We start from the raw sequence: 24,612 nt of genomic DNA, 5'->3' as shown, positions 1-24,612 counted from the left end.
CAAGCTCATCGGCGTTGGTGAAGGCATACACGACCTAAAGGAGTTTGATCCACAGGAATTTGCAGGAGGTATTTTCGATGAGTAAACCTATACTCGCAGTTGTAGGTAGGCCTAACGTAGGAAAATCTACATTCTTTAACAGAATAATCGGAGAGAGAAAAGCCATCGTTCAAGATACCCCTGGAGTTACACGCGATAGAATCTACGCGGAGACTGAATGGAACGGCAGGGAGTTCGCTATTGTCGATACAGGTGGTATCGAGGCAAATACGAGCGATGTAATCCTATCTCAGATGAGAGAGCAAGCTGTGACAGCTATGGAACTTGCAGATGTAATTGTATTTATGGTAGACGGCAAAGAAGGCCTGACTTCGGCAGACCACGATGTTGCTAATATCTTAAGAAGAACTGGCAAGGAAATCATCCTAGTAGTCAACAAGGTTGATAATCCGACCAAGTACGGTGACAATATCTATGATTTCTATGAGCTGGGATTAGGTGAGCCGATTGCTATCAGCTCTGTTAACATGCTCAACATCGGTGACCTGCTAGATGCAATAGTCGCAGGTTTTCCAGATGAGATTTACGGGTACGAAGAATCTACTAAGATTGCTATCATAGGTAAGCCAAACGTAGGAAAATCTTCCCTTGTAAATGCACTTACTAACGAGAAGCGAGTAATCGTTTCGCCGATTGCAGGAACTACTCGTGATTCTATCGATACACCTTTTACGTATAAGAATCGAGAATATACACTTATCGATACTGCAGGACTTAGACGTAAGAGCAAAGTAGATGACTCGATTGAGCACTTTAGCGTTATCAGAGCCGTTACATCTGTTGAAAGATGCGATATCTGTATCATGATGATCGATGCGATGGAAGGCCTTACTGAGCAGGACAAGAAGATTCTTGGCATCGCTCATGAAGCAGGCAAGGGTCTGATGATAGTAGTTAACAAGTGGGATCTCGTTGCAAAAGAGACGAATACAATGAGAGATTACGAGCGCATATTGAGGGCAGATCTGCAGTTCGTATCGTATGCCCCTATTATTTTCGCGTCTGTTCTTGAGAAGAAGCGAATCTTCGATATTATCGACAAGGCTGCGAAGATTGAAGACATTAGATCAAGGAGAATAACTACAGGAAAGCTTAATAGTGTAATTGAAGATGCTGTAATGATGAGACAGCCACCGTCAGACAAGGGTAAGCGTCTCAAGATTTACTATGCTAGTCAGATTGGCTCAAGACCACCGCTATTTTCATTCAAGATAAATTCACGTGAGCTCATGCATTTCTCTTATTCGAGATACCTCGAGAATAAGCTGCGTGAAGCATATGACTTTGAAGGAACACCTATCAAGTTCTTATTCAATGAGAAAAAGGGAGATCAATAATGAAGTATTTACCACTTATCATCATGGTGATTGTTGCGTATTTCATAGGAAATATATCTCCAGCGACTCTAATTGCGCGCTTCTATGGAATTGATATCAAGAAAGCGGGTAGTGGAAATGCTGGAACAACTAATGTTTTGAGAGTTCTTGGAACTAAGGCTGCAGTATGCACGTTACTGATAGATGTATTTAAGGGCTTTATAGCTGTTTCAATTGCACAGGGTAACTTTAATAACCTTGGAGCAATGCTTGCATTTGCAGCTGTGGTTATCGGACACATTTACCCAATCGTATTTAAGTTTAGGGGTGGAAAAGGTGTAGCAACATTTTTCGGAGCTGCGATGGCTATCAATTGGCCGAGCATGTTCGCAGCAGCTTTGATTGCAATAGTAGTTGCTGCTATATCCAAGAAGATGTCGCTTGGATCAATACTTGCAGCAATGATGTATCCACTCTTGATGCTTTATTACTATCCGAAAGCTATACCGATTGCCGTGTTCATGACTTTCGTAATTATATTCACTCACCATGATAATATCAAGAGATTGATGAAAGGAGAGGAGAAAGAGTTAAGCATCGGTTCTAAGATTAAGGCGAAGCTTAGAGAGCAGCTAGAAGAAGCTGATTCTGAAAAGACTGATGATATAAAGGTTTCTGACATATCTAAAAAGACTGGTGCTAGCAGCAAAACTACTGAATCTCTTGCTACTGATAATGACTCCAAGTCTGAGATATCTGCAGATGAATCAATAGAAAAAGCCGAAGCTATTGATTCTAATACAGAAGATAAAGATGACATTATGATCGCTGGAAAGAAGAATGAGCTTGTTAACGAAGCAACAGCGATAGAACATACTAAGATAGAAGTGGCCGAAGAACCTGTTGACTATTACAAAGATGTTGTGATGCCTAAACTCAAGACTGATGAGAAGAGGGTAGTATCTGTAATCGGTAACGGTAGCTTTGGTACTGCTATTGCAAATGTCATCGCGCACAATGGATACCGTGTAACGGTATACGGACGTAATAAGGAAGATGTTAACAAGACTCGTGAAAGTAGAGTTAACGAGAAATATTTACCTGGCGCTATTCTTCATGAGAAGCTTAGATTCACATCTAATGTTAGAACTGCAGTTGGCAAGCGAGATATCATCATTTTTGCTATCCCGGCACAGCAGTTTGGAAGCTTCCTGGAGAAGAATGCGAAGTATATCGATAAAAATGCTATCATCGTTAACCTAGCGAAAGGAATCGAGAATAAGTCTCTCAAGACCATGTCTCAGATTGCCAAGAAATCGCTTAAAAATAAGTATGTTGCAGTTTCTGGACCGTCGCATGCCGAGGAGATTGTTCGTAATTATCCAACTACTGTAGTAGCAGCATCGTCTGACGAAGTAGCGGCAAAAGAGATTCAAAACATACTGATGAGCAAAACATTTAGAGTTTACACGAGCAATGACATAATAGGTGTAGAACTCGGTGGCGCTCTTAAAAACGTAATCGCTCTAGGAACAGGTATAGCTGACGGTATGAACTTCGGTGACAACTCTAAGGCTGCTCTAATGACTAGGGGAATTCACGAGATTTCAAGGCTCGGAGAGTCCATGGGAGCAAAGAGCGAGACCTTTGCAGGACTTTCAGGAATCGGAGATCTTATGGTTACATGCTCATCTGATTTATCGCGAAACAGACGATGCGGCCTTCTAATCGGTGGAGGCATGACACCAGAAGAAGCGGTTGCTGAGATTAAGACGACGGTTGAGGGATTTTATACAGTTGAAGCAGCGAGTAAGCTAGCTAAAAAACTCAAGGTTGATATGCCAATTACTAATGCTATTAAAGCTGTAATCGACGGTAAACTAAATCCTAGAGATGCTGTTGAAATGCTGATGAATAGAGATAGGAAGCAAGAGAATAAATAGTAGATGAAAAAATATCACATTATAACTTTCGGTTGTCAGATGAACGAGCATGACTCTGAAAATGTTGCGGGTATGCTCGAAGGCATGGGTTATGAGCTATCCGAAGACCCATATAAGGCTGATGTGGTTGTTTTTAACACGTGTAGTGTTCGTGAGCATGCCGATAAGAGATTTTACGGAATGCTCGGACAGTTTAAGAAAAGGCGTGATGAGAGCAAGGATACGAGAATAGTTTGTGTTTGCGGCTGCATGCCGCAGCAGCCACGTGTTCAAGAGGAAATCAAGAAGAGCTTCGCTTGGGTCGATGTAGTGTTCGGAACTCAAACAATTGGTGAATTCCCAAGGCTCCTGAATGATAGAATTACAACAGGAAAGAAGCAGTTTTCAATCACTGCAAATAGCACTGTAGTACCAGATGAAAAAGACTCCAAGAGGCTACATAAACACAAGGCTCTCGTAAATATTACATATGGATGTAACAACTTTTGCACATACTGCATAGTTCCGTACACTCGTGGTAGGGAGAAGAGCCGCTCGTTTTTTGATGTAGTAAACGAAGTAAAGAAACTGGCAGCAGATGGCGTAATTGAGGTTATGCTGCTAGGACAGAATGTTAACTCTTTTATAGACGATGAAGGAAATACCTTCCCGGCTCTAGTAAGAGAAATCAATAAGATCAATGGTCTTGAGAGGATTAGGTTCATGACATCAAATCCCAAGGATCTCTCTGAGGATTTAATAGATTGCTACAGGACTTGTGATAAACTGTGCAAGCATATACATCTTCCTGTTCAATCGGGTAGCAGTTCAGTTCTAAAGCGTATGAACCGCAGATACGATAGAGAAAAGTATATTGATATTATCGATAAACTCAAAGAGGCGTGTCCAGAGATTGCAATTACGACTGATATCATTGTGGGTTTTCCTGGGGAGTCAGAAGAAGAGTTCAAAGACACACTTTCGCTTGTCGAGTATGTGGGGTATGACTCTGCCTTTACATTTATTTATTCACCGCGGGAGGGGACTCCAGCGGCTGGATTTAATGATCAGATTCCTTATGATGTTAAACACGAGCGGTTCGAAAGATTAAATGAAATAGTAAATAACTGTTCGCTTAAAAAGAATGAGAAGCTTTCAGATAAAACTGTAAAGGTTCTTGTAGATGGTGCTAGCAGCAAGGATGATAAGTCATATTCAGGCAGAACAGATGGATTTAAGCTTGTAAATATATCGTCAGGAAGAGATATTATAGGGCAGCTTGTCGATGTTAAAATTACTGATTGCAAGACTTTCAGTATTGATGGAATACTTGTATAAATAGGGAATAGTATGAAAGATAATCTAAAAAATATACTTCGTTCAGGGCCTGGAATTATTTTAATTCTGCTCCTGGTTACTAACTTTATAGATGGTGGTCTAAGCGATCCAAAGAAGTATTTCTTTGATATGATCCTGACGCTACCAGGTATTGTTGTAGGGCTCTCATTTCATGAGTTTGCACATGCTTTAGCGTCAAATGCATTTGGAGATCCAACACCTAAAATGCAGGGTAGGCTTACTATCAATCCAGCAAAGCATATTGATCCATTTGGATTTGCAGCGCTGATATTCTGCGGCTTTGGTTGGGGAATACCTGTTCAGATTGACAATAGATATTATAAGCACCCAAGATTTAATGAGTTTATAGTTTCAATCGCTGGTGTAACCATGAACTTAATAATTGCTATCGTATTTTCAATTATTACGCGATTTGCAATTAGCGCGTGGGGAAGAGAAGTAGTTCTGAACGATTCTATTCAGGGCTTAATTATTAAGATCTTTTTATATGTGGTAATGGTTAATATTACTCTTATGGTATTTAACCTCATTCCAGTTCCGCCACTAGATGGATTTGGGTTAGTTACGGAGCTATTTAATCTTAAGAAGACGAGCTGGTATTCTTCAGTATATCAGTATGGAGGTATTATATTACTTCTAATGCTTCTGTTTGGATTCGTTAGCAAGATACTGCATCCACTAACGAGCGGTATTTATTCGGCACTGCTAAATGGCATTATTTTAGCTTAGCTTATTTATTAAGTTGTGTATAACAGAATATTAGAGTGATTGCCATTAGTAAAAATAAGCATCTTCATACAATCATCACATTAATTATTAGCACTCATCACAGACGAGTGCTAAATTTATTATGTAAGTTGATGATGAGCTTATAGTATATTGATTAATTAAGGAGGAAGGCAATGGATATTGAAAGATATACACAGAAAATGCAAGGTGCCATTCTCGAATCGCAAAGTATAGCTAATTCGTATGGACACCAGCAGCTTGAAATTGCGCACGTCCATTATGCAATAATAAGTGACAATGAGGGGCTTATTCCTAAACTTTTGGAAGCAATGAATGTAGATGTGAGGGCTCTTAAAGCAGATTTAGAGTCTACTCTAGAGAAGCTACCTAAAGTTTCCGGAGGATCTTCTCAAATATACATGAGTGCAGAGTTAAATAATGTGTTGACCAAGGCTGAAAGAATAGCTGCTGATTTCAAAGATGAGTATGTAAGCGTTGAACATCTGTATTTGGCAATTCTTGATTCTAATAATCATGATGTTAATAGAATCATGACGAAGTACAGCATTAATAGAGACGAATTTATGAAAGCTCTCACTATGGTTAGAGGCAATCAGAGAATTACTAATCAGAACCCAGAAGATACGTATGACGCTTTAAATAAATATGGCACAGATCTCGTCGAGGCTGCTAGAAAAGGAAAACTTGATCCAGTTATCGGTAGAGACCTCGAAATCAGAAGAGCTATTGAGATTCTTTCCAGAAGAACTAAGAATAATCCGGTACTGATTGGTCAGCCCGGAGTAGGTAAAACTGCTGTTGTAGAAGGACTTGCACAGCGAATCGTAAATGGAGACGTTCCAGATGGTCTTAAGGGTAAGACAATTTTCTCACTCGATATGGGATCTCTTATTGCAGGTGCTAAGTATAGAGGTGAGTTTGAGGAGCGTCTAAAGGCGGTTCTCAATGAGATAGATAAGTCAGATGGTAGAATCATCCTCTTTATCGATGAGATTCACACTATCGTTGGCGCTGGTAGGACAGAGGGTTCTATGGACGCAGGTAATCTTCTAAAGCCAAAGCTTGCTAGAGGAGAGCTTCACTGCATCGGTGCGACAACACTTGACGAATATAGAAAGTACATCGAGACTGATGCCGCTTTGGAGAGACGATTCCAGAAGGTTATGGTCGATGAACCATCTGTTGAAGATACTATTTCTATCTTGAGAGGTCTCAAGGAGAAGTTCGAGATTCATCACGGCGTTAGAATCACTGACAATGCTCTAATTGCGTGTGCAACGCTCTCAAATAGATATATCAGCGATCGTTATTTACCGGATAAAGCCATAGATCTTATGGATGAGGCAGCAGCTAGAATCAGAACAGAGATTGATAGTATGCCTTCAGATCTTGACCAGATTTCGCGTAAGATAATGCAGTTAGAAATTGAAAAGCAAGCATTATCAAAAGAAAATGACAAAGCAAGCAAGGCAAGGCTCGATGCTATTAGCGAAGAGTTGGCTAACCTCAAGACTGAAAATGATGAATTAACAGCTAAATGGTCTAATGAAAAGAATATAATTCAGGAGCTTAAGAATAAGAAGCTCGAGCTTGATGAACTTCGTCATGAAATAGAAACTGCTGAGCGTGAATACAATTTAGAAAAGCTTGCAAAACTCAAATACGGCGATCTACCAAGCCTTGAGAGGGAGATTGAAGAGCTTAAGAATAAAACTGAGCAGGAAAATGAAAGTAGAATGCTTAGAGAAGAAGTCGGTGAAGAAGAAATCCAGGCTGTAATCTCTGAATGGACAGGAATTCCAGTAAGTAAGCTTGCTGAATCAGAGCGCGAAAAATTGCTTCATCTAGGAGATATTCTTCATAAGAGGGTAATCGGCCAAGATGAGGGTGTTACTGCGGTTTCAGAGGCAATTTTAAGGGCTAGAGCCGGTCTTAAGAATGAGAATCGTCCAGTCGGCTCATTTATATTCTTAGGACCTACTGGAGTAGGAAAGACTGAACTTGCAAAGGCACTTACTGAAACGCTCTTCGACACTGAAAAGAACCTGATAAGAATCGACATGTCTGAGTATATGGAAAAGCATACTGTGTCGAGATTAGTGGGGTCGCCTCCTGGTTATGTAGGTTATGATGAGGGCGGACAACTCACGGAAGCCGTAAGAAGAAAACCGTACAGCGTTATTCTCTTTGACGAAATCGAGAAGGCACATCCAGATGTATTTAATATACTGTTACAACTTCTTGATGATGGAAGACTGACAGATAACCAGGGCCGTACGGTTGACTTCAAGAATACTATTATTATCATGACTTCTAACCTACCCGAATCCCAGCTCAAGACATTTTTTAGACCTGAGTTCTTGAACAGAATTGACGATATAGTTGTATTCAAATCGCTTACCCTTGAGGAAATCGAGAAAATTGTAGATTTAACTATAGAGTCGCTTGTTAAGAGGCTAGAAGAACGGGGAATTGGTTTAGAACTTACTGAAGAAGCGCGAAGATATATAGCGAAAGAGTCATATGACGAGGAATTCGGTGCTAGACCAGTAAAGAGGTTTGTGCAGAAGAACCTTGAAAACCAGATTGCGGAGATGATTATCTCAAGCGAGGTTAATGACGGTCAAACTATCGAAATAACAACATCAGAGAACGGTCTGAACTTCGAAGTCCGCTAAAAGTTTAAGCGACGATATCAATAAAGGTAATATAGGAATATTCATAGAGATAGGTGTTTTATATGCACCTATCTCTTATGTTATACTTGAATATATGAGTATCAAATGCATATTTATGTTAGTATATTATCAATTTGAAGATGAAAATCACTTCAGAAATATTAGGTATACAGTATAGTGAGGGAGACAAATGGCAGAATATAGGGACATATATAGAAGAGCGGCTAATGGAGAGGGGCAAGTTGTTTCTTTCAAATACACTTGTGATCACCCACGTGCAGTAGTACAGATAGTGCATGATATAAGTGAACATAGTCTTCGATACAAAGAGTTCGCATCGGCTCTTCATGATGCTGGATTTTACGTTTGTGGTAATGACCTTATAGGGCATGGTATGAGCAAGCAAGGTCATCAGGGGTGTTTTGGTTTACACAAAAACTCTTATAAAGATCTACTAACAGACATCGAATTGTTATTTGAAGAGGTTTCATCTGAAGTCGGAGAAAGTGTGCCTAGAATTTTGATTGGAGCTGGATTTGGGGCGATGCTTTGCGAGCTTTATACAATCAAGTACGGTGATGTTTCGATGCTAATTTTAATGGAAAATCTAGAGATACCTGCAGCACTTAATCTCATCAAAATAAATGCAAATAATCATATAAAGAGAAAAGGCTTTAACTCCATATCTGAAAGTGTTCATAACACGATGTATCAGACTGGTAAACCAGCAGGTTCATCACCTTATAATGAATTCTACTGGTTAAGTAGCGATGAAGAGGAAGTTAAAAGTTACGTAGATGATGAAAACTGTGGTTTTATGCTCGCAGCATCGGCATATAGGGAGATGATTAGGGTTATAGAGCAGCTTAAAGGAAAGAATGGTATCGAAAGATTACCAGATATTCCAATATACATACTGGCAGGGGCTGAAGATCAGAGAGGCAACTGCGGTAGTTCTGTGATGAGAATTGCTAACATGCTAAGCGCAAAAGGGCATAACGAAGTTTCGTATAAGCTATATAAGGATTGTTATCATGACATTCTGCATGACAGCTGCAAGAAGCAGGTTATAAAGGATATAATTGGCTGGATAGAACATAAGCTAAATAAACAGGACTAATTCAAATAAAAAATGCGATAGTATCATTACACATCACTACTTAATGTACTATCGCATTGATATGTTATTTAAAACAGGTGTGACATTCTGCGCAGTTTACTCTGCTTCATGTGATATTCCATGGCATTCTTGCCTGCAGCAATATTCTTAATCTCAAAGGCTTCGAAAATAGCTTTGTGCTCTTCGAGTATGGTTTTGAGATAATCATCCGAGAACGTCTTAGCAGGGGCAGAATGTTTAAGGTAAGTCTGGTAAGTTGAGAGTGTCAGGTAGAGCATCCTGTTCTTAGTTCCCTTATATATTATGTTATGAAATGCAGAGTTGAACTGAAGAACCTTATCAACGTCATTTTTAAGGGTATAGAATTCCATAAACTCGATATTCTCTCTTAATGTCTCAACCTCATCAGCGGTCATACGCTCAATTGCCCACTCAACAGCCTGAACTTCAAATTTTCTTCTTAGGTCAAATAGGTCTGAGATATCACGGCTAGATAGACCGATTACATATGCACCACGATTTGGAATGTTCTCGATGAGGCCGTCAGACTCAAGTTGTCTAAATGCCTCTCTGACAGGGGTTCTGCTAACGTTATATTTCTTGCAGATTGCCTGTTCTGTAAGCTTTGAATTAGCTGTGATCTTACCACTTAAGATGTCTTTCTGAATCTGTACGAATAGACTATTTGATAGCGGTTGGTTGCTCTCTAGTTCTGGGTTCATTACCATGATTACCTCCTATGATTACACAGTTAAGTGAGAGTATACAATGTCTAAAAATGTACTCTGCGTATACAATTATAATTAAAGTATGCATAAAGTCAATGAGTAACATTCTCTGATAATTAATGAAAACAAAAGGAAACAATATGAAGAAACGTATGGTAAAGAAATATTTTAAGAATAAAGATGAAGTTAAAGTCGTATTAGACAAGCTTGAAGCATCTTATCCTGATGCGGATTGCGCGCTACATCATGATTCAATATTCCACTTACTTCTCGCAGTAGTATTATCTGCTCAGACAACGGATGCAAGTGTAAATAAAATAACACCTAAATTGTTTAGCACCTATGGTGAACCTAGTCAGCTAGCTGCAGCAGATATAAAAGCTGTAGAGGATATTATTAAGACTCTGGGATTATATAAGAATAAAGCTAAAAACCTAGTTGGAATTGGCAAAATGCTATGCGAATCGTATGAAGGTGAAGTGCCTAAAGATTTTGTTGAGCTTCAAAAGCTACCAGGCGTTGGTCGCAAGACTGCAAATGTCGTTATGTCTGTAGGATTCGGTGAGCCACATATAGCAGTAGATACGCACGTATTTAGAGTTTCTAATAGAATCGGTCTAGTCACAGAAGACGACGTTTTGAAAACAGAAAAGGCTCTTATGAAGGTAATTCCCGAGAATAGATGGTCACACATGCATCACGTATTGATTTTCCATGGGAGGCAGTGCTGTACAGCTAGAAATCCCAAGTGCGACAGCTGCTGCATAGGAGAAGAATGTAGATATAATCAAAAATAATTTTAGAATTGCATTATTGAAAATACAACATCTAACTGATATTATATTTTTGTTGAAAGTTTTAGTTTTTAAGGAGATAACTTTGTCTTTACATGTAGTCCTAGTTGAACCAGAGATACCGCAGAATACTGGTAATATTGCTAGAACCTGCGCAGCTACCAACACTAAGCTTCATCTTGTTAGACCACTAGGGTTCAATATTGATGAGAAGGCGGTTCGTAGGGCTGGACTCGATTACTGGAGGTACGTAGATATAGTTGTTCATGATAGCTTGGAGGCATTTCTATTGCAGTATGGCGATGAGAGACTCTTTCTTGTAACTACTCATGGTTATAACAATTATACGGATTTCGAGTATCAGGACGGAGATATGTTTCTTTTTGGAAGGGAGACGAAAGGTCTTCCGAAAGAGCTGATTAATCATCATCAAGATACAGCTATTAGAATTCCTATGAGTGAGAATACAAGACTAAGATCTCTCAATCTATCTAATTCAGTCAACATAGTATTGTTTGAAGCTCTCCGTCAGAACGGATTCCCTGGGCTTCTGTAGCATTATTAAAAGTAATGGCTATCTTTTTCGAATGTTAAGGAGGAAAAAATGATTAAAGTCGGTATTAGCGGATTCGGAAGAATTTCAAGAGTCGTAATGAGAGCAGCCCTTGATATGGAAGATATCGAAATTGCAGGTATTAACTGGCGCAACTCCGATCTAGATTATATCGTATACATGCTCAAGTACGATTCTACTTTCGGCAGATTCCCTGGAACTGTTGAGAAGTATGAAAATGGAATCGTTGTAAATGGCGAGAAGATTCCGGTATATATGGAAGATGACGCTAAGAATATTCCTTGGGATAAGTGTGGAGCAGAGTACATCGTAGAAGGTACTGGAGCCTACAACACAACTGAGAAAGCTCAGGCGCATATCGAAGCTGGTGCTAAGAAAGTAATTATTTCTGCACCTGCAAAAGATAAGGCAACACCTACATTCGTTTTCGGTGTTAACCACGATGAATATGATAGCAAGTTTAACGTAGTGTCAAATGCATCTTGTACTACAAACTGCCTAGCACCTCTCTGTAAGGTTATCAATGAGAACTGGGGAATTGATCAGGGGCTTATGTCCACAATTCATGCAGCGACAGCTAAGCAGAAGGTTGTAGATGCAAGATCTATGAAAGACTGGAGAACAGGACGATCTGTATTCAATAATATCATTCCTACAACAACAGGTGCTGCTAAGGCTGTATCCCTTGTAATTCCAGAGCTTGAAGGGAAACTAACTGGTAAGGCTTACCGTGTACCAACAGCTAACGTATCTGTAATTGACCTTAATCTTATTCTTAAGAACTCCGCTTCTTACGAAGAGATTTGTGCAAAGGTTAAGGACGCTTCCGAGAACGAGTTCAAGGGAATTATTGAATACGTTGATGATGAGGTTGTATCATGCGACTTTATTGGTGACCCATGCACATGCATATACGATGCTAGAGAAGGTATCGAGTTAAACGATAAGTTCTTCAAGTTTATCATGTTTTATGACAATGAGTATGGATATAGCGTTCAGCTTCTAAGACTCATTCAGCACATGGGTAAGGTTGATAATAAATAAGAAATATAACTATATGATGCCGTGCTTTTTGCGCGGCATATCATTTATTATGTACAAGTGAGGTACACGATATGAAAAAGACAATTAGGGATATTGAGTGGGCTGGTAAAACAGCGGTATTAAGATGTGATTTTAATGTTCCGTTTGCTGATGGAAAAATCAGCGATGATACTAGAATTGTAGCAGCTCTCCCAACTATAAACTATCTTCGTGAGCAGGGTGCAAAAGTTGTTATATTATCGCATCTTGGAAGACCTAAGGGCGAGCCTAATCCAGAATTTTCATTATATCCTGTTGCAGTGAGACTCGGTGAGAAGCTCGGTTTAGAAGTTAAGTTCTTTAAATCTGATATGGTTGTTGATGATACTGTTTTTGAATCTGTCAAGAGTCTAGAACCATCAGAGGTTGCGTTACTTGAGAATGTTAGATATAGAGATGAAGAAACAAAGAACGAATCTGGATTTGCAAAAGCTCTTGCATCTCTCGGTGATGTATTCGTACAAGAAGCATTTGGTACTGCACACAGAGCGCATGCTTCAACGACAGGTATTGCCGATTACATCCCAGCTGTATCTGGATTCTTAATTGAGAAAGAGCTTAAGTTCCTAGGAGCTGCTATCGAATCACCTGAGAGGCCATTGGCTGCTATTATGGGCGGCGCTAAGGTAAAGGATAAGATTCCAGTAATAGTAAATCTTCTAGATAAGGTTGATTATCTATTCATAGGCGGTGGAATGGTTTACACATTCCTTAAGGCTGAAGGATATAGCATCGGAAAATCTATCTTCGATGAAGAAGGGTACGAACTTATTGGCAAGATCAAGGCTGTGGCAGAAGCAAAGGGTGTTAAACTTATACTACCTGTGGATATAGTGGCTGCTAAAGAGTTTTCAAATGACTCTGAACATGGTGTTTACAGTGTGTCAGATATCCCTGATGATATGATGGGGATGGATATCGGTCCAAAATCTGAGCAGCTATACTGCAGCGAACTTGAAAAGTGCAATACCATTGTATGGAATGGACCTATGGGTGTATTTGAAATGACTACATTTGCTTCTGGTACTAAGGCTGTTGCAGACTGCCTAGCATCAAGCAACGCAACTACTATTATCGGTGGTGGTGATTCAGCAGCTGCTGTAGCATCATTTGGTCTAGCTGATAAAATGACACATATATCTACTGGTGGTGGGGCAAGTCTTGAATTTCTAGAGGGTAAAGAGCTTCCAGGAATTGCTTGCTTAAGCGAAAAATAAATTTAAGGATTGGATATTTGTATGAAAAAGTTTTTAATCGCTGGCAATTGGAAGATGAACAAATCAATCGCTGAAGCGAGAGCCTTTGCTGAACAGCTGAAAGGTGAGCAGATTGATTATCCAGAGCAGCTTTCAATAATCGCACCGTTTACTCAGCTTCAGTCACTAAAAAGTGAGTTTGAAGGTACAGGAATAAAGGTTGGTGCACAGAATGTGCATTTTGAAAAGAGCGGTGCATATACGGGAGAAATTTCTGTTCCGATGCTAAAAGAACTAGGCATAGATCTCTGTGTCGTAGGACATTCGGAAAGAAGAGAATACTTTGCTGAGACAGACGAAACGGTTAACCTTAAGTTAAAAGCACTTCTGGCAGCAGGTATTACTCCAATTCTATGTGTTGGAGAAAGTTTGGAGGTTAGAGAAGCCGGTACTGCTATGTTGTTCGTTAGCGGACAGATAACAGAAGATTTAAATGGACTCACACCTGAAGAGGTTTCGCAGATTGTAATTGCTTATGAGCCAATTTGGGCAATTGGTACTGGTAAGACTGCATCTCCTGAGCAGGCAGAAGAGATGTGTGGATTTATTCGCGGCATGGTAGAAGGTCTGTTTGGTACTGATACTGCTGAGGCTATGATAATTCAGTATGGAGGTAGCATGAAACCAACCAATGCACATGAACTACTTGCAAAACCAGATATTAATGGTGGATTGATAGGGGGCGCAAGCCTTGAAGTTGGAACGTTTATGGAAATTGCAAAAGCTGCATTCGAGCTTCAACGATAACTAATAATTATTATATGTATATATTATAAATCTAATTTAAATTAATGGAGGCTATGGCATGTCAACAGTAATCACAAAGGTAATTGGCAGAGAAATTCTTGATTCAAGAGGTAATCCTACAGTTGAAGCAGAAGTATGGTTAGAAGATGGAACTGTAGCAGTAGGTGATACACCAAGTGGTGCATCTACAGGTATATATGAAGCTCTGGAGCTTAGAGATGGTGATAAATCAAGATATGGAGGAAAGGGCGTTTCTAAGGCAGTAGAACACGTTAATAATGAAATCAGTGCACTACTGGTTGGTAAAGATGCTCAGGATATCTACGCTATTGAAAAGCTTATGATTGATGCAGATGGAACTAAGGGAAAGAGCAATTTTGGAGCTAATGCAATTCTTGCAGTTTCTCTCGCTTGTTCAAAGGCTGCTGCACAGTCGCTTGGAGTTCCTCTCTTTAAATTTTTTGGTGGAATTAATGCAAACACACTTCCTGTACCAATGATGAACATTCTTAACGGTGGAGAGCATGCTTCTAACACAGTAGATGTTCAGGAGTTCATGATTATGCCGGTTGGAGCACCTTCTTTTAAGGAATGCCTAAGGTGGTGCGCTGAGGTTTATCATCAGCTAGGAAAGGATCTCAAGAAAGCGGGATACTCTGTTGGAATTGGTGATGAAGGTGGATTTGCACCAGATTTCAGGGACGAGTTTGAAGTTCTTGATTACATCATGGCTGCTATCAAGAATGCTGGCTATACACCAGGAGACGATTTCGTTATTGCAATTGATGCTGCTGCAAGTGGCTGGAAGACTGATAAGACTGGTTTCTATAGGATGCCAAAATCAGGCAGAGAGTTCAGTGCTGAAGAACTAGTTCAGAACTGGGCTGATTTCTGTGATAAATACCCAATTGCATCCATCGAGGATGGAATGGATGAAGATGATTGGGATGGTTGGAAGCTCATGACTGAGAAGCTTGGAGATAAGATTCAGATTGTTGGTGACGACTTATTTGTTACAAATCCAGAGAAGCTGGCAAAAGGTATTGAGCTTGGCTGTGCAAATGCAATTCTGATTAAGCTTAATCAGATTGGAAGTATTTCCGAGACACTAGAGGCGATTGCACTTGCTAAGAAGAATGGATACAATGCTATTGTTTCGCACAGATCCGGCGAAACTGAAGATACTACAATTGCAGATCTGGTAGTTGGTATCAATGCTATGCAGATTAAGACTGGTGCGCCTGCTCGTACAGACAGAGTTGCTAAATACAATCAGCTCCTTAGAATTGAGGATAAACTCGAAGAAGGAGCTAAGTTCCCAGGAGCTAAGTGCTTCTAAGGAGCAGATTAGGGGGGCAAGTGGAGATAATAAGAGCGGATCATTCTGGTTTTTGCTTTGGCGTTGAAAAGGCCATTGACAAAACATTTGAACGAATTGATAAAGCAAAGAAGGATTGCCGCACAACATATACGTGCGGCAATCTCATTCATAATAAGTCTGTCACCGATAAAGTTACTTCGATGGGAGTAGAGATGATTTCTTCGCTCGATGAAGCAAAAGAAGGTGATGTTGTTATCGTGCGTTCTCATGGAGAGCCGAGGGATTTCTACGATAAGGCAGAATCAAAAGGCATAGAGTTAATAGATACCACATGTGTATTTGTAACTAAAATCCATAAACTGGTACTAGAAGCATACGAAGAAGGTCGCTCGGTAATAATCGTTGGAAGTGCAAATCACCAAGAAGTAAAGGCTACGAATGGATGGTGTCATTATTCTGCTACCGTTCTAGAGAATGAAGAAGAGGCAGAGGACTTTGTAAAGGATTTCGATTCAGATAAAGTGCCCCTTATTGTATGTCAGACTACGATTAGAAGAGAATTGTTAGATTCGATTCTTAGAATATTTGACAAAGTATCACTCAAATATGAAATCAAAAATACGATTTGTAATGCAACCAGGGATAGACAGGAAAGTTGTGCTGAATTGGCAGCTAAAGTAGACCTTATGGTTGTTATTGGAGACCCCAATAGCTCGAATTCAAAAAAACTATACGAAATTGCGAAAAAAAACTGTAAAAATGCATTATTTATACAGGATAATTCAGATTTAGAGTTGAAAGAGTTAGGTAAGTATAATAGAATAGGGGTAACTGCGGGTGCTTCAACACCCGAATGGATTATTAAGGAGGTTATTGCTAGTATGAGCGAAAATGTCACAGCTAATGTGGATCACAATCCAATGTTGGATTTTATGGATGACATTGAGAATTCTTTACGTCTACCAAGACCTGGAGAAATTGTTGATGGAACTGTGCATCAGGTAATGGAGAACGAGGTAATCGTTAACATTGGATGCAAGAAGGACGGAATCCTTACGAAGAATGAAGTATCTCTAGAGCCAGGACAGACTCTAGCTGACTTGTTCAAAGAGGGAGATGAAATCCAGGCTAAGGTAATGAAGTCAGATGATGGTGAAGGTGGAATCCTTCTCTCCAAGAAGAGACTCGAGATGAACGAGAACTTCAAGGAGCTTGCTGCAGCACAGGCTAACAAGGAGATTATTTCTGTTAAGCTAATTAAGTCTGTTAACAGCGGAGTAATTGCAGCATATAAGGAGATTTCAGGATTTGTTCCTCTATCTCAGCTGTCTGACAGATATGTTGAAAATGCTGATGAATTCCTAGGACAGACAGTAGATGTTGAGGTTATCAAGGTTGACAACAAGCGTAACAGAGCAGTTTTCTCAAGAAAGGCTGTACTAGTTGACGAAAAGCGTAAGCAGGTAGCAGAGATCTGGGCGAACCTAAATGTTGGCGATGTTGTTGAAGGTAAGGTAATGAGATTCACTGATTACGGTGCATTCGTAGATATCGGTGGAGTTGATGGTCTACTTCACATCTCTGAGATTTCATGGGGTAAACTAAAGCACCCTAAGGAAGTTCTCAACATCGGAGATATCATCAATGTTAAGATTCTTGCATTGAATGAAGAGAAAGGAAAGATTTCCCTTGGTCTAAAGCAGACTCAGCCTGAACCATGGTCACTAGTTGGTTCAAAGTATGAGATTGGTCAGATTATCGAAGGTAAGGTAGTTCAGCTTAAGGACTACGGCGCTTTCGTTGAGCTAGAGGCTGGTCTTGATGGACTAGTTCACATCTCTGAGATTGCTAACAGAAGAGTTGAAAATGTTTCTGAAGAGCTTGAGCTTGGAAACTCAATCACTGCTAAAATTATGGAAATCGATGCAGATAGAAAGAGAATCAGCCTAAGCATTAAGGCATTGCTCGGTGATGAGGAAGAAGCTGAAGCTGAAGTTGAAGCTGAAGCTACAGAGGAATAATTATAATCGACAGATTATCAGGGCCGACTTTTGTCGGCCTATTTTTATATTTACAAGTAGGTTGAAATGTCTAGGAAAAGAAAGATAAAGAAGCAAAAGCGCAACACTAGGAAGTCTATAATTGTCGAAGGTAAGCTCATGAAGAATAAACGTGGATTTGGTTTCGTGTGTCCTGATAATAGTGATGATGTATTTGTATCTGGTAGAGATATGAATGGTGCCATGAATGGAGATATAGTGCGAGTTAAGGCTCGTGAAAATCACAGACGGCTTGGAGCTTTTGAAGGAAATATAATTAAAATCATAGAACGTAGCTGTCAGTACGTTGTCGGACATTTAACCATGGAACGTGGCTTATATCTTATAGACCCAATCAATAATAACAATGATTATATAATGATTTCTAAGAAGAATCTTGGTAGTGCTAAACCTGGGGATGTCATAAAGGCAAAGATAATAAGGTACCCTAAAGGCGATTATATAGCCGAAGGAAAGGTTAAAACCGTAATTGCTAGGGCTGGAGATAGCGATGAGTACATATTGAGCCACATGGCCGATTATGGCGTAAAACCACATTTTTGTAATCGTGTAATTAACGAAGCAGATTCAGTAGCTAATAGAGTCAAGATTTATCCTTCGCGTGGACGTAAGGACTACAGAGAACTTATGACTGTAACTATTGATGGAGCTGATTCAAAGGATTTTGACGATGCTATAAGCGTTAGCAAACTAGACACTGGAAACTACGAGTTGCTCGTACACATCGCTGACGTTGCGGAATATGTACGTGAATGTAGTGCTCTCGATAAGGAAGCTTTAAATAGAGGAAATAGCGTATATTTACCAGATAGAGTGGTGCCGATGCTACCTGAACGTCTTTCTAATGGCGAATGCAGTTTGAACCCTAAAGTCGAAAGACTTACGCTTACCTGTGCTATGGAAATAGATGATGAAGGTTATATTGTAAATTACGATATTAGCGAATCGATAATTAAGTCTAATTATAGGCTCATATACGATGATGTATCGGATATGCTGGAGAATCATGATGAGAATTTAATAGAGAAATATAGCGATGTGTTTCCAATGCTCACCGTTTCGTGTGAGTTATACCATGCTCTTTCAAGAAGGCGTAAACGTGACGGAAGTCTAGATTTTAATTTACCTGAATCCAAGATAATTTTAAATGATGACGGTGATCCGGTAGATGTTAAATTAGCTGAGCGCAGAGTATCTAATCGTATGATAGAGGAGTTTATGCTCGCTGCGAACAAGACGGTTGCTGAGCACTATTTCTGGGCAAAGATACCACTTGCTTATAGAGTTCACGAGAAACCCAATGCACTTAAAATGATGGAGCTTAAACATTTCTTGTCGAATTTGGGCTTTGCAATTAATGGTAAATCCAATTCGATAAAGACAAAGGAGCTGAGCAATATTCTCTGTATGCTTGATGGTATGCCAGAAGAAGCATTAGTAAGCCGAATGATGATTAGAACTATGCAGAAGGCGTATTATTCAACAGAATGCCTAGGACACTACGGACTTGCGTTTAAGTACTACTGTCATTTTACATCACCAATCAGAAGATATGCTGATTTGCTCGTTCATAGAACGATTAAGAATCAAATTCATGCAGGTGAGTATATTTCTAGCGAAAAAGGCTATAAAACGTTTTTAGAGGATGCATGTACGCATATATCAGAGACAGAACGAAATGCGATGGAGCTAGAACGAAAGATAACAAAGCACTATCAAGTTATGTATATGACTAATCATATAGGCAGTGAGTTCGATGGCGTTGTAAGTAGCGTTAAATCTCACGGTATATATGTTGAGCTTGAGAATACGATAGAAGGCGTTATAAGGATAGAGTTACTTGGTAATAGATATATCGTAGATGAAAAGTCTTACTCTGCTATTGATGAGGTTAGTGGCAAAGCAATTACACTCGGGCAGCCTGTTAGAATCAGAGTCATAGATGCGAGTCCAGAAGACGAATATATAGATTTTGAGCTTGCTTAACGGTAGTAAGTTTATATAACCAAGAGCGCTTGAGAAATAATAATATTAATGATAAATGTAATTTAATGAGATATTTTATGTCACCAGATAAAATAAATAGTCTCATTGATATATATTTAGGTTATAGGTCGTCGAAGATTTTATTCTGTATTATAAATATATTACTACTAACCATCGCAGTAAATAATTCGTATTAGTACAAAAATAAGGATTTAATAAAGTTGATCTCTCTTTTCGTAATTTTATTAATTGATTACTTATCAGTTTTAGCCTTTGGAACAGTAAATACATAAATTACAAGACAGTTTGAGATCAGTAAGATTTCTGAACGTTAAGCGGGTTAATACAAAAATAGGCTTCAGACCGGGATGAGATACTATGAGCTCATTCCTATCTGAAGCCTTTTATTAGAAGAAATCGTTATCATTCTTCCAGAAGCTCTTGAAGAATAAGAGTATAACAGGGTAGATTTCAAGTCTGCCTGCGAGCATTAAAAACATCATCGCTATCTTTGATATAGCTGAATAATCATCAATTACTCCCGGAGTAGCTGTTTGATTAATGTATGAACCTGTATTCGTTAGCATTGCAATCGATGTATTTAGAGCAGTGCTAAGATCAAGGTTGATAGTCAGTACAATTGCACCGAATAGATACGTTACAACAAACATTACTATGTAAAGGTTACACCTGAGAAGTGTGTTCAGTTTTAGTGGCGTACCAGCGTATTTGATTGGTTTGATAACGTTTCTATGAATATGACGATATAAAGTTCGAGAGGCTGTGTTAAAAGCTATAATCGTTCGTGCTGCCTTAATACCTCCGCCAGACGATATAGCGCATGCTCCGATAAACATCTGTACTAGTATTACTGCACAAGCAGCTGCTGGCCAATTTCCAGTGTCAGTAATTTTGTATCCCGCAGTTGTGAAATACGAGATTACCTGCATAAGCACTTTTCCGAATTCCTTGAGCGATGATAACTCTCTGTTATATGAAACAAACAGGATACCGGTAATCACTACACTGGTAGCCAATATTCTTCCTGAATGGAATTTTAATTCCGGACCCTTAGCTATATCTCTAAATTGTCTAAGCGATGTTAAGAGGAGTACAGAGAAGTTTAGGGAACTTAGAAACGCGAAAATTGTAATTATAACCTTTATCGCTAAGCCGTACCCGATAATATTTCCGTTATTAAGATTTACGAGTCCAGCAGTACTGATATTACTTAGAGAGGTTATCAGAGAATCACTCTTGTTCAAGCCAGCTAATCTTAGTAAAACATACTGAAGGGCAGTTAAGGAAATGTAAATAGCTAACGCTCTCCGGTATGTTTTTCTGAAAGTGGTACTAATCTTCAGGAAACCGGGGCCAGCTATTTCCGTAATTACGAGGGATCTGCCTACAAACTGCCATGTTGGTAAAAAGTTTAGTGCTATTACTATAATTCCGAGGGCGCCCATCCAGTTGCATGAAGCACGTAACATCTGAAGACCGATAGGCATAACATCAGAATTTACAACCGATGTACCAGTTGTGGTCCATGAAGCTACTGCTTCGTAAAGTGAATCAATAAATGATAAGTTAAGACTGCTGAGATAGAAGGGTATTGCTGTTATAAAAATCATGGTGAGCCAAGTAAAAATGGTCGTCATAAAGCAAATCCTCGAGTTCATACGGTTTACATCGTAGTAAAAAACTTTTTGCCCTACAAAGCCTATAGTTAACGTTGTAAAGGAAAGGATTCCAATATGAATCAACTCGTTATAATCCTGATATCTTATGCACAGCAAAACGGATGGAACTGTAAATGCTCCAAATATCATCATCGATGCGAATATCATATGAAGGACAAATCTTTTTTCTTTACTAACCATTAGATATCCTCATTAAACTCTATGTCTATTCCAGTAGTATCGTGAGAACATAATCAGAACTGTACTAAGTTCAAGCCTTCCGATTATCATTATTAATGCGAGAACGAAGGTTGAGAAATCTGAATAGAAATGGAAGTTTTCTATTGGTCCAACCTGTGCAAGTCCAGGTCCTACGTTACTTATACAAGACAAAACAGCAGTAAAATCAGTAATAAAGTCAGCGTCAGATCTGAGTGAAACTATAATAGTTCCAATGCCGAGAGTCAGCAGGAAGGTGATGACAAATGAAAGCATATACATCATCACTTCTCCAGATATCTTAGTTCCATTGTACTTAACATCATCTACGATGTTGTCATGTAGTCTGACTCTTACTTCGCGCTTAAACATCTTAAATATTGACAGAATTCGTATGATCTTAATTCCACCAGCAGTAGATGAGCTCATAGCCCCAGTGAACATTAAGAGTATCAATATCATCTTGCAAAATGCCGGCCATAGGTTGAAGTTAATAGTCGCAAATCCAGTAGTTGATATCAAAGTTGCTACCTGAAAGGCGGCATCTGTAATAGCCTTAAATGCATTATTGTATCCTCCTTGAAGAAGGAGAGATATAGTTATAAGTGATGTAGAAACCACTAGAATCAGGCCATAAAGTCTTAGTTCTTCATCAGCGAGAGCAGTCTTTACCTTATCAAACATAATGGTGAAGAAAAGATTGAAATTAGTTCCTGCAATTACCATGAATATTGTTATAACCCATGTTATGTAATAGCTATGAAAATGAGCAATACTATCGCTATATATACCGAAACCACCGGTAGCCATAGTGGAAAATGCATGTGCCACAGCATCAAACAAGTTCAATCCACCAAGAAGGAGAAGGACTATAAGTATAATTGTAAGTATTACGTATGCAATATAGAGGCTTCTCGCAGTATCTGAGAATCTTGAGGTGAGCTTTGTTACAGTTGGTCCTGGCGTTTCTGCGCTCGCAACATTTTGAGCCTTTACACCAAGGTTAGGAACTAGAGCTACCATTAGAACTATGATACCCATACCACCAAGCCACTGCGTTTCAGAACGCCAGAATAGCATTGATTTTGGAAGAGCTTCAACATCCGTCAGGATTGTAGCGCCTGTCGTTGAAAAACCGGAACACATCTCAAAGAAAGCATCGACTACATTAGGAATAGATCCCTGTATCACAAACGGAATTGCGGCAAGTACAGATGACATAATCCACGTGAAAGCAACGATAAAGTAACTATCTGTATAACGAAGTGCTTCGGTAGAAGCATTTTTTCCAAGAATATTAGTCGTTAAAATACCTAATCCGAAAGTTAATGCACATGTAATTGTAAATGCAATTACAGAGTCATATTCCTTGTAAATAATCGCGACAAATAGAGGTAGCATCATGCTACCTCCGATAATAAACTGTAGTTTTCCGATTATGTTGATAACTCGTTTATACATGTCAATTACTTTAGAATGTTAAGTCTAATATTAGGTTTAAATAGCTTCTCTACATATCCAATATTGGAGATCATACAAACAATCGTAACTCGATCTCCAGGTTTTATCTTTGTATTTCCGTCAGGAATGATAGTTTCCATACCACGATGTATAGCTGCAATGATTATGTAATCAGGCAGATTCATGTTTTTGAGCGGAATATTAATCATGCTCATACCTTCCTGAGCATAAACCTCCATGAGTTCAGCCTGACCTTGCAGGAGGACGGAGGAGATAACCTTCTTAGCTCCTCTGATAAGTCTAAGAACGGTGGAGCAGCTTATATCCAAAGGATTGAGCACTACATCTATACCAAGCTTTGATATTAGATCAGTATAGCTATCGTGACTTACTTTGGAAATTACATCCTCAATTCCATGGGTCTTAGCCATTAGGGCGAGAAGGAGGTTTTCCTCATCGTAACCAGTTGCAGTTACAAATGCATCCATCTCATCCATATCTTCCTCATTTAATAGTCCGACATTTGAACCATCGCCGTTAAGAACCATTACATTTTCAAGTTTATTTGCCAAATAATGGCAGCGCTCCTTGTCTTTCTCGATAATCTTAACGAATACACCGTACTCAGAAAGTCTTGAAGCTAGATAATAACCGGTTTTACCACCACCGATAATCATTACCTTCTGTACAGAAGAATGCTTCATTTTAGTGTGAACACGACTAGCTAAATCAAATACGTTTTCTTTCTCACCGATTAGGTAGAGTAGGTCGTGAGCTTCAATAACTGAATTACCGTGTGGGATAATCATCTTTCCCTTGCGCGAAATACCAACCATCAGCATATCTGGCATTATGGTACGGAATTCAACAAGCGACTTTCCTATAAGCTGAGGTTTCTTGTCAGCCTCGAACTCAATAAGTGCAATGCTTCTAGATGTGAATATTCCGTTACTTAAAGTGTACTTCTCTACCAAATATCTATAAATTTCAGACGTGATAAGAAGGTCAGGGTTGATGAGCATATCAATATTATAGTGCTCTCTTAAAAAGTCAAGCTGGTTCATGTGCTCTGGCTCTCTAACTCTTGCAATTACACGCTTACATCCAAGAATCTTTGCAAATGAAGCGGTAAGGATATTAGTGTCGTCTGAAGTGGTAGTGGCTATGAGAAAATCGAATGATTTAACATCGATTTTATTGAGTGTCTCGATAGTCTTCGCATCACCGAGAACCGTAAAAACGTCGAACTGCTGAGCGAGCATATCGAGTTTTTTCTCATTATTATCTACAACTGTAATATCGTAATCTCCGTCAAGCAAGGCTTCAGTAATTCTTATTCCTAGCTTTCCGGCACCAATAATCGCAATCTTCATTTTCGCCATCCTGTTCAAAAATTTAAAATATAGATTAAAGAGCCAATTCAATATATAATGTATTTTGTTATTAGCTCAATAGTGAATTATAATTCAAACGCATATTATTTGCAATTGAGTTGTCGT

Annotated in this window: 18 protein-coding genes; 14 read left to right on the top strand and 4 right to left on the bottom strand. The window is 39.2% G+C overall.

All coding sequences use genetic code 11. The features are described 5' to 3' along the window. Positions 1 to 77 precede the first annotated feature (77 nt). From der to AXF17_RS06565, 6 genes are all read left to right on the top strand, one after another. Positions 78 to 1,397, top strand: a complete 1,320-nt coding sequence (der, locus tag AXF17_RS06590) for a ribosome biogenesis GTPase Der (RefSeq protein ID WP_094234327.1) — start codon at positions 78 to 80, stop codon at positions 1,395 to 1,397. Continuing rightward, complete coding sequence (gene plsY / locus AXF17_RS06585; RefSeq protein ID WP_094234326.1) at positions 1,397 to 3,319, top strand: glycerol-3-phosphate 1-O-acyltransferase PlsY; 1,923 nt, start codon at positions 1,397 to 1,399, stop codon at positions 3,317 to 3,319. Before der ends, plsY begins: the two co-directional genes overlap by 1 nt. A 3-nt stretch (positions 3,320 to 3,322) precedes the next feature. Next, on the top strand, positions 3,323 to 4,636 hold the full coding sequence (gene miaB / locus AXF17_RS06580) for a tRNA (N6-isopentenyl adenosine(37)-C2)-methylthiotransferase MiaB (protein WP_094234325.1): 1,314 nt from the start codon (positions 3,323 to 3,325) through the stop codon (positions 4,634 to 4,636). Between the two features lie 12 nt (positions 4,637 to 4,648). Further along, the gene (locus tag AXF17_RS06575) at positions 4,649 to 5,386 is read left to right on the top strand and encodes a site-2 protease family protein (protein ID WP_094234324.1); all 738 of its coding nucleotides are present in this window, start codon (positions 4,649 to 4,651) and stop codon (positions 5,384 to 5,386) included. A 173-nt stretch (positions 5,387 to 5,559) separates the two neighbouring features. Next, positions 5,560 to 8,085, top strand: coding sequence for an ATP-dependent chaperone ClpB (clpB, locus tag AXF17_RS06570; protein ID WP_094234323.1), 2,526 nt, complete (start codon positions 5,560 to 5,562; stop codon positions 8,083 to 8,085). Between the two features lie 190 nt (positions 8,086 to 8,275). Further along, positions 8,276 to 9,205, top strand: coding sequence for a serine aminopeptidase domain-containing protein (locus AXF17_RS06565; RefSeq protein ID WP_094234322.1), 930 nt, complete (start codon positions 8,276 to 8,278; stop codon positions 9,203 to 9,205). Between the two features lie 68 nt (positions 9,206 to 9,273). Here AXF17_RS06565 and AXF17_RS06560 read toward each other — a convergent pair whose 3' ends face one another. Continuing rightward, a complete protein-coding gene (locus tag AXF17_RS06560) occupies positions 9,274 to 9,927 on the bottom strand; it encodes a GntR family transcriptional regulator (protein WP_169711328.1) in 654 nt (217 codons plus the stop codon). A gap of 146 nt (positions 9,928 to 10,073) precedes the next feature. On the opposite strand from AXF17_RS06560, the gene nth reads away from it, so the two are divergent. The 8 genes from nth to rnr all read left to right on the top strand — a co-directional run bounded on the left by nth (position 10,074) and on the right by rnr (position 19,754). Beyond that, positions 10,074 to 10,730 (top strand): endonuclease III, encoded by a 657-nt coding sequence (gene nth / locus AXF17_RS06555; RefSeq protein ID WP_094234320.1) that lies wholly within the window; start codon positions 10,074 to 10,076, stop codon positions 10,728 to 10,730. Positions 10,731 to 10,812: 82 nt separating this feature from the next. Further along, entirely contained in the window at positions 10,813 to 11,283 is a 471-nt protein-coding gene (gene trmL, locus AXF17_RS06550; protein WP_094234319.1) for a tRNA (uridine(34)/cytosine(34)/5-carboxymethylaminomethyluridine(34)-2'-O)-methyltransferase TrmL, read from the top strand. Between the two features lie 48 nt (positions 11,284 to 11,331). Beyond that, a complete protein-coding gene (gene gap / locus AXF17_RS06545; protein WP_094234318.1) occupies positions 11,332 to 12,345 on the top strand; it encodes a type I glyceraldehyde-3-phosphate dehydrogenase in 1,014 nt (337 codons plus the stop codon). 71 nt (positions 12,346 to 12,416) lie between these two features. Further along, entirely contained in the window at positions 12,417 to 13,601 is a 1,185-nt protein-coding gene (locus tag AXF17_RS06540; protein WP_094234317.1) for a phosphoglycerate kinase, read from the top strand. 21 nt (positions 13,602 to 13,622) lie between these two features. After that, entirely contained in the window at positions 13,623 to 14,387 is a 765-nt protein-coding gene (tpiA, locus tag AXF17_RS06535; protein ID WP_094234316.1) for a triose-phosphate isomerase, read from the top strand. Positions 14,388 to 14,445: 58 nt separating this feature from the next. Next, the gene (gene eno, locus AXF17_RS06530) at positions 14,446 to 15,726 is read left to right on the top strand and encodes a phosphopyruvate hydratase (RefSeq protein WP_094234315.1); all 1,281 of its coding nucleotides are present in this window, start codon (positions 14,446 to 14,448) and stop codon (positions 15,724 to 15,726) included. Positions 15,727 to 15,746: 20 nt separating this feature from the next. After that, entirely contained in the window at positions 15,747 to 17,729 is a 1,983-nt protein-coding gene (locus AXF17_RS06525) for a bifunctional 4-hydroxy-3-methylbut-2-enyl diphosphate reductase/30S ribosomal protein S1 (protein ID WP_094234314.1), read from the top strand. 66 nt (positions 17,730 to 17,795) lie between these two features. Then, positions 17,796 to 19,754: a ribonuclease R gene (gene rnr / locus AXF17_RS06520; RefSeq protein WP_094234313.1), complete on the top strand. Its 1,959-nt coding sequence runs from the start codon at positions 17,796 to 17,798 to the stop codon at positions 19,752 to 19,754. A 407-nt stretch (positions 19,755 to 20,161) separates the two neighbouring features. Here the strand turns inward: rnr and AXF17_RS06515 are convergent, their stop codons facing one another. The 3 genes from AXF17_RS06515 to trkA all read right to left on the bottom strand — a co-directional run bounded on the left by AXF17_RS06515 (position 20,162) and on the right by trkA (position 24,495). After that, a complete protein-coding gene (locus AXF17_RS06515) occupies positions 20,162 to 21,634 on the bottom strand; it encodes a TrkH family potassium uptake protein (protein ID WP_094234312.1) in 1,473 nt (490 codons plus the stop codon). 12 nt (positions 21,635 to 21,646) lie between these two features. Continuing rightward, positions 21,647 to 23,056, bottom strand: coding sequence for a TrkH family potassium uptake protein (locus AXF17_RS06510; RefSeq protein WP_094234311.1), 1,410 nt, complete (start codon positions 23,054 to 23,056; stop codon positions 21,647 to 21,649). A 62-nt stretch (positions 23,057 to 23,118) separates the two neighbouring features. Next, positions 23,119 to 24,495, bottom strand: coding sequence for a Trk system potassium transporter TrkA (gene trkA / locus AXF17_RS06505; protein WP_094234310.1), 1,377 nt, complete (start codon positions 24,493 to 24,495; stop codon positions 23,119 to 23,121). Positions 24,496 to 24,612: the final 117 nt, after the last annotated feature.

Origin of the sequence: Mogibacterium pumilum (assembly GCF_002243385.1) — a bacterium.
In the GTDB taxonomy this organism is placed as follows: Bacteria; Bacillota; Clostridia; order Peptostreptococcales; family Anaerovoracaceae; genus Mogibacterium; species Mogibacterium pumilum.
Note: the sequence above shows the minus strand (reverse complement) of the source record. Positions and strands in the feature narration are given on the sequence as shown.

Bases quoted from the DNA above. Each gene is read 5' to 3' on its own strand.
- gap (WP_094234318.1), top strand. From the start codon at position 11,332: ATGATTAAAGTCGGTATTAGCGGATTCGGAAGAATTTCAAGAGTCGTA.
- AXF17_RS06510 (WP_094234311.1), bottom strand. From the start codon at position 23,056: ATGATGCTACCTCTATTTGTCGCGATTATTTACAAGGAATATGACTCT.
- AXF17_RS06575 (WP_094234324.1), top strand. From the start codon at position 4,649: ATGAAAGATAATCTAAAAAATATACTTCGTTCAGGGCCTGGAATTATT.
- der (WP_094234327.1), top strand. From the start codon at position 78: ATGAGTAAACCTATACTCGCAGTTGTAGGTAGGCCTAACGTAGGAAAA.
- AXF17_RS06515 (WP_094234312.1), bottom strand. From the start codon at position 21,634: ATGGTTAGTAAAGAAAAAAGATTTGTCCTTCATATGATATTCGCATCG.
- plsY (WP_094234326.1), top strand. From the start codon at position 1,397: ATGAAGTATTTACCACTTATCATCATGGTGATTGTTGCGTATTTCATA.
- trkA (WP_094234310.1), bottom strand. From the start codon at position 24,495: ATGGCGAAAATGAAGATTGCGATTATTGGTGCCGGAAAGCTAGGAATA.
- nth (WP_094234320.1), top strand. From the start codon at position 10,074: ATGAAGAAACGTATGGTAAAGAAATATTTTAAGAATAAAGATGAAGTT.
- miaB (WP_094234325.1), top strand. From the start codon at position 3,323: ATGAAAAAATATCACATTATAACTTTCGGTTGTCAGATGAACGAGCAT.
- clpB (WP_094234323.1), top strand. From the start codon at position 5,560: ATGGATATTGAAAGATATACACAGAAAATGCAAGGTGCCATTCTCGAA.
- AXF17_RS06540 (WP_094234317.1), top strand. From the start codon at position 12,417: ATGAAAAAGACAATTAGGGATATTGAGTGGGCTGGTAAAACAGCGGTA.
- AXF17_RS06560 (WP_169711328.1), bottom strand. From the start codon at position 9,927: ATGAACCCAGAACTAGAGAGCAACCAACCGCTATCAAATAGTCTATTC.
- rnr (WP_094234313.1), top strand. From the start codon at position 17,796: ATGTCTAGGAAAAGAAAGATAAAGAAGCAAAAGCGCAACACTAGGAAG.
- eno (WP_094234315.1), top strand. From the start codon at position 14,446: ATGTCAACAGTAATCACAAAGGTAATTGGCAGAGAAATTCTTGATTCA.
- AXF17_RS06565 (WP_094234322.1), top strand. From the start codon at position 8,276: ATGGCAGAATATAGGGACATATATAGAAGAGCGGCTAATGGAGAGGGG.
- tpiA (WP_094234316.1), top strand. From the start codon at position 13,623: ATGAAAAAGTTTTTAATCGCTGGCAATTGGAAGATGAACAAATCAATC.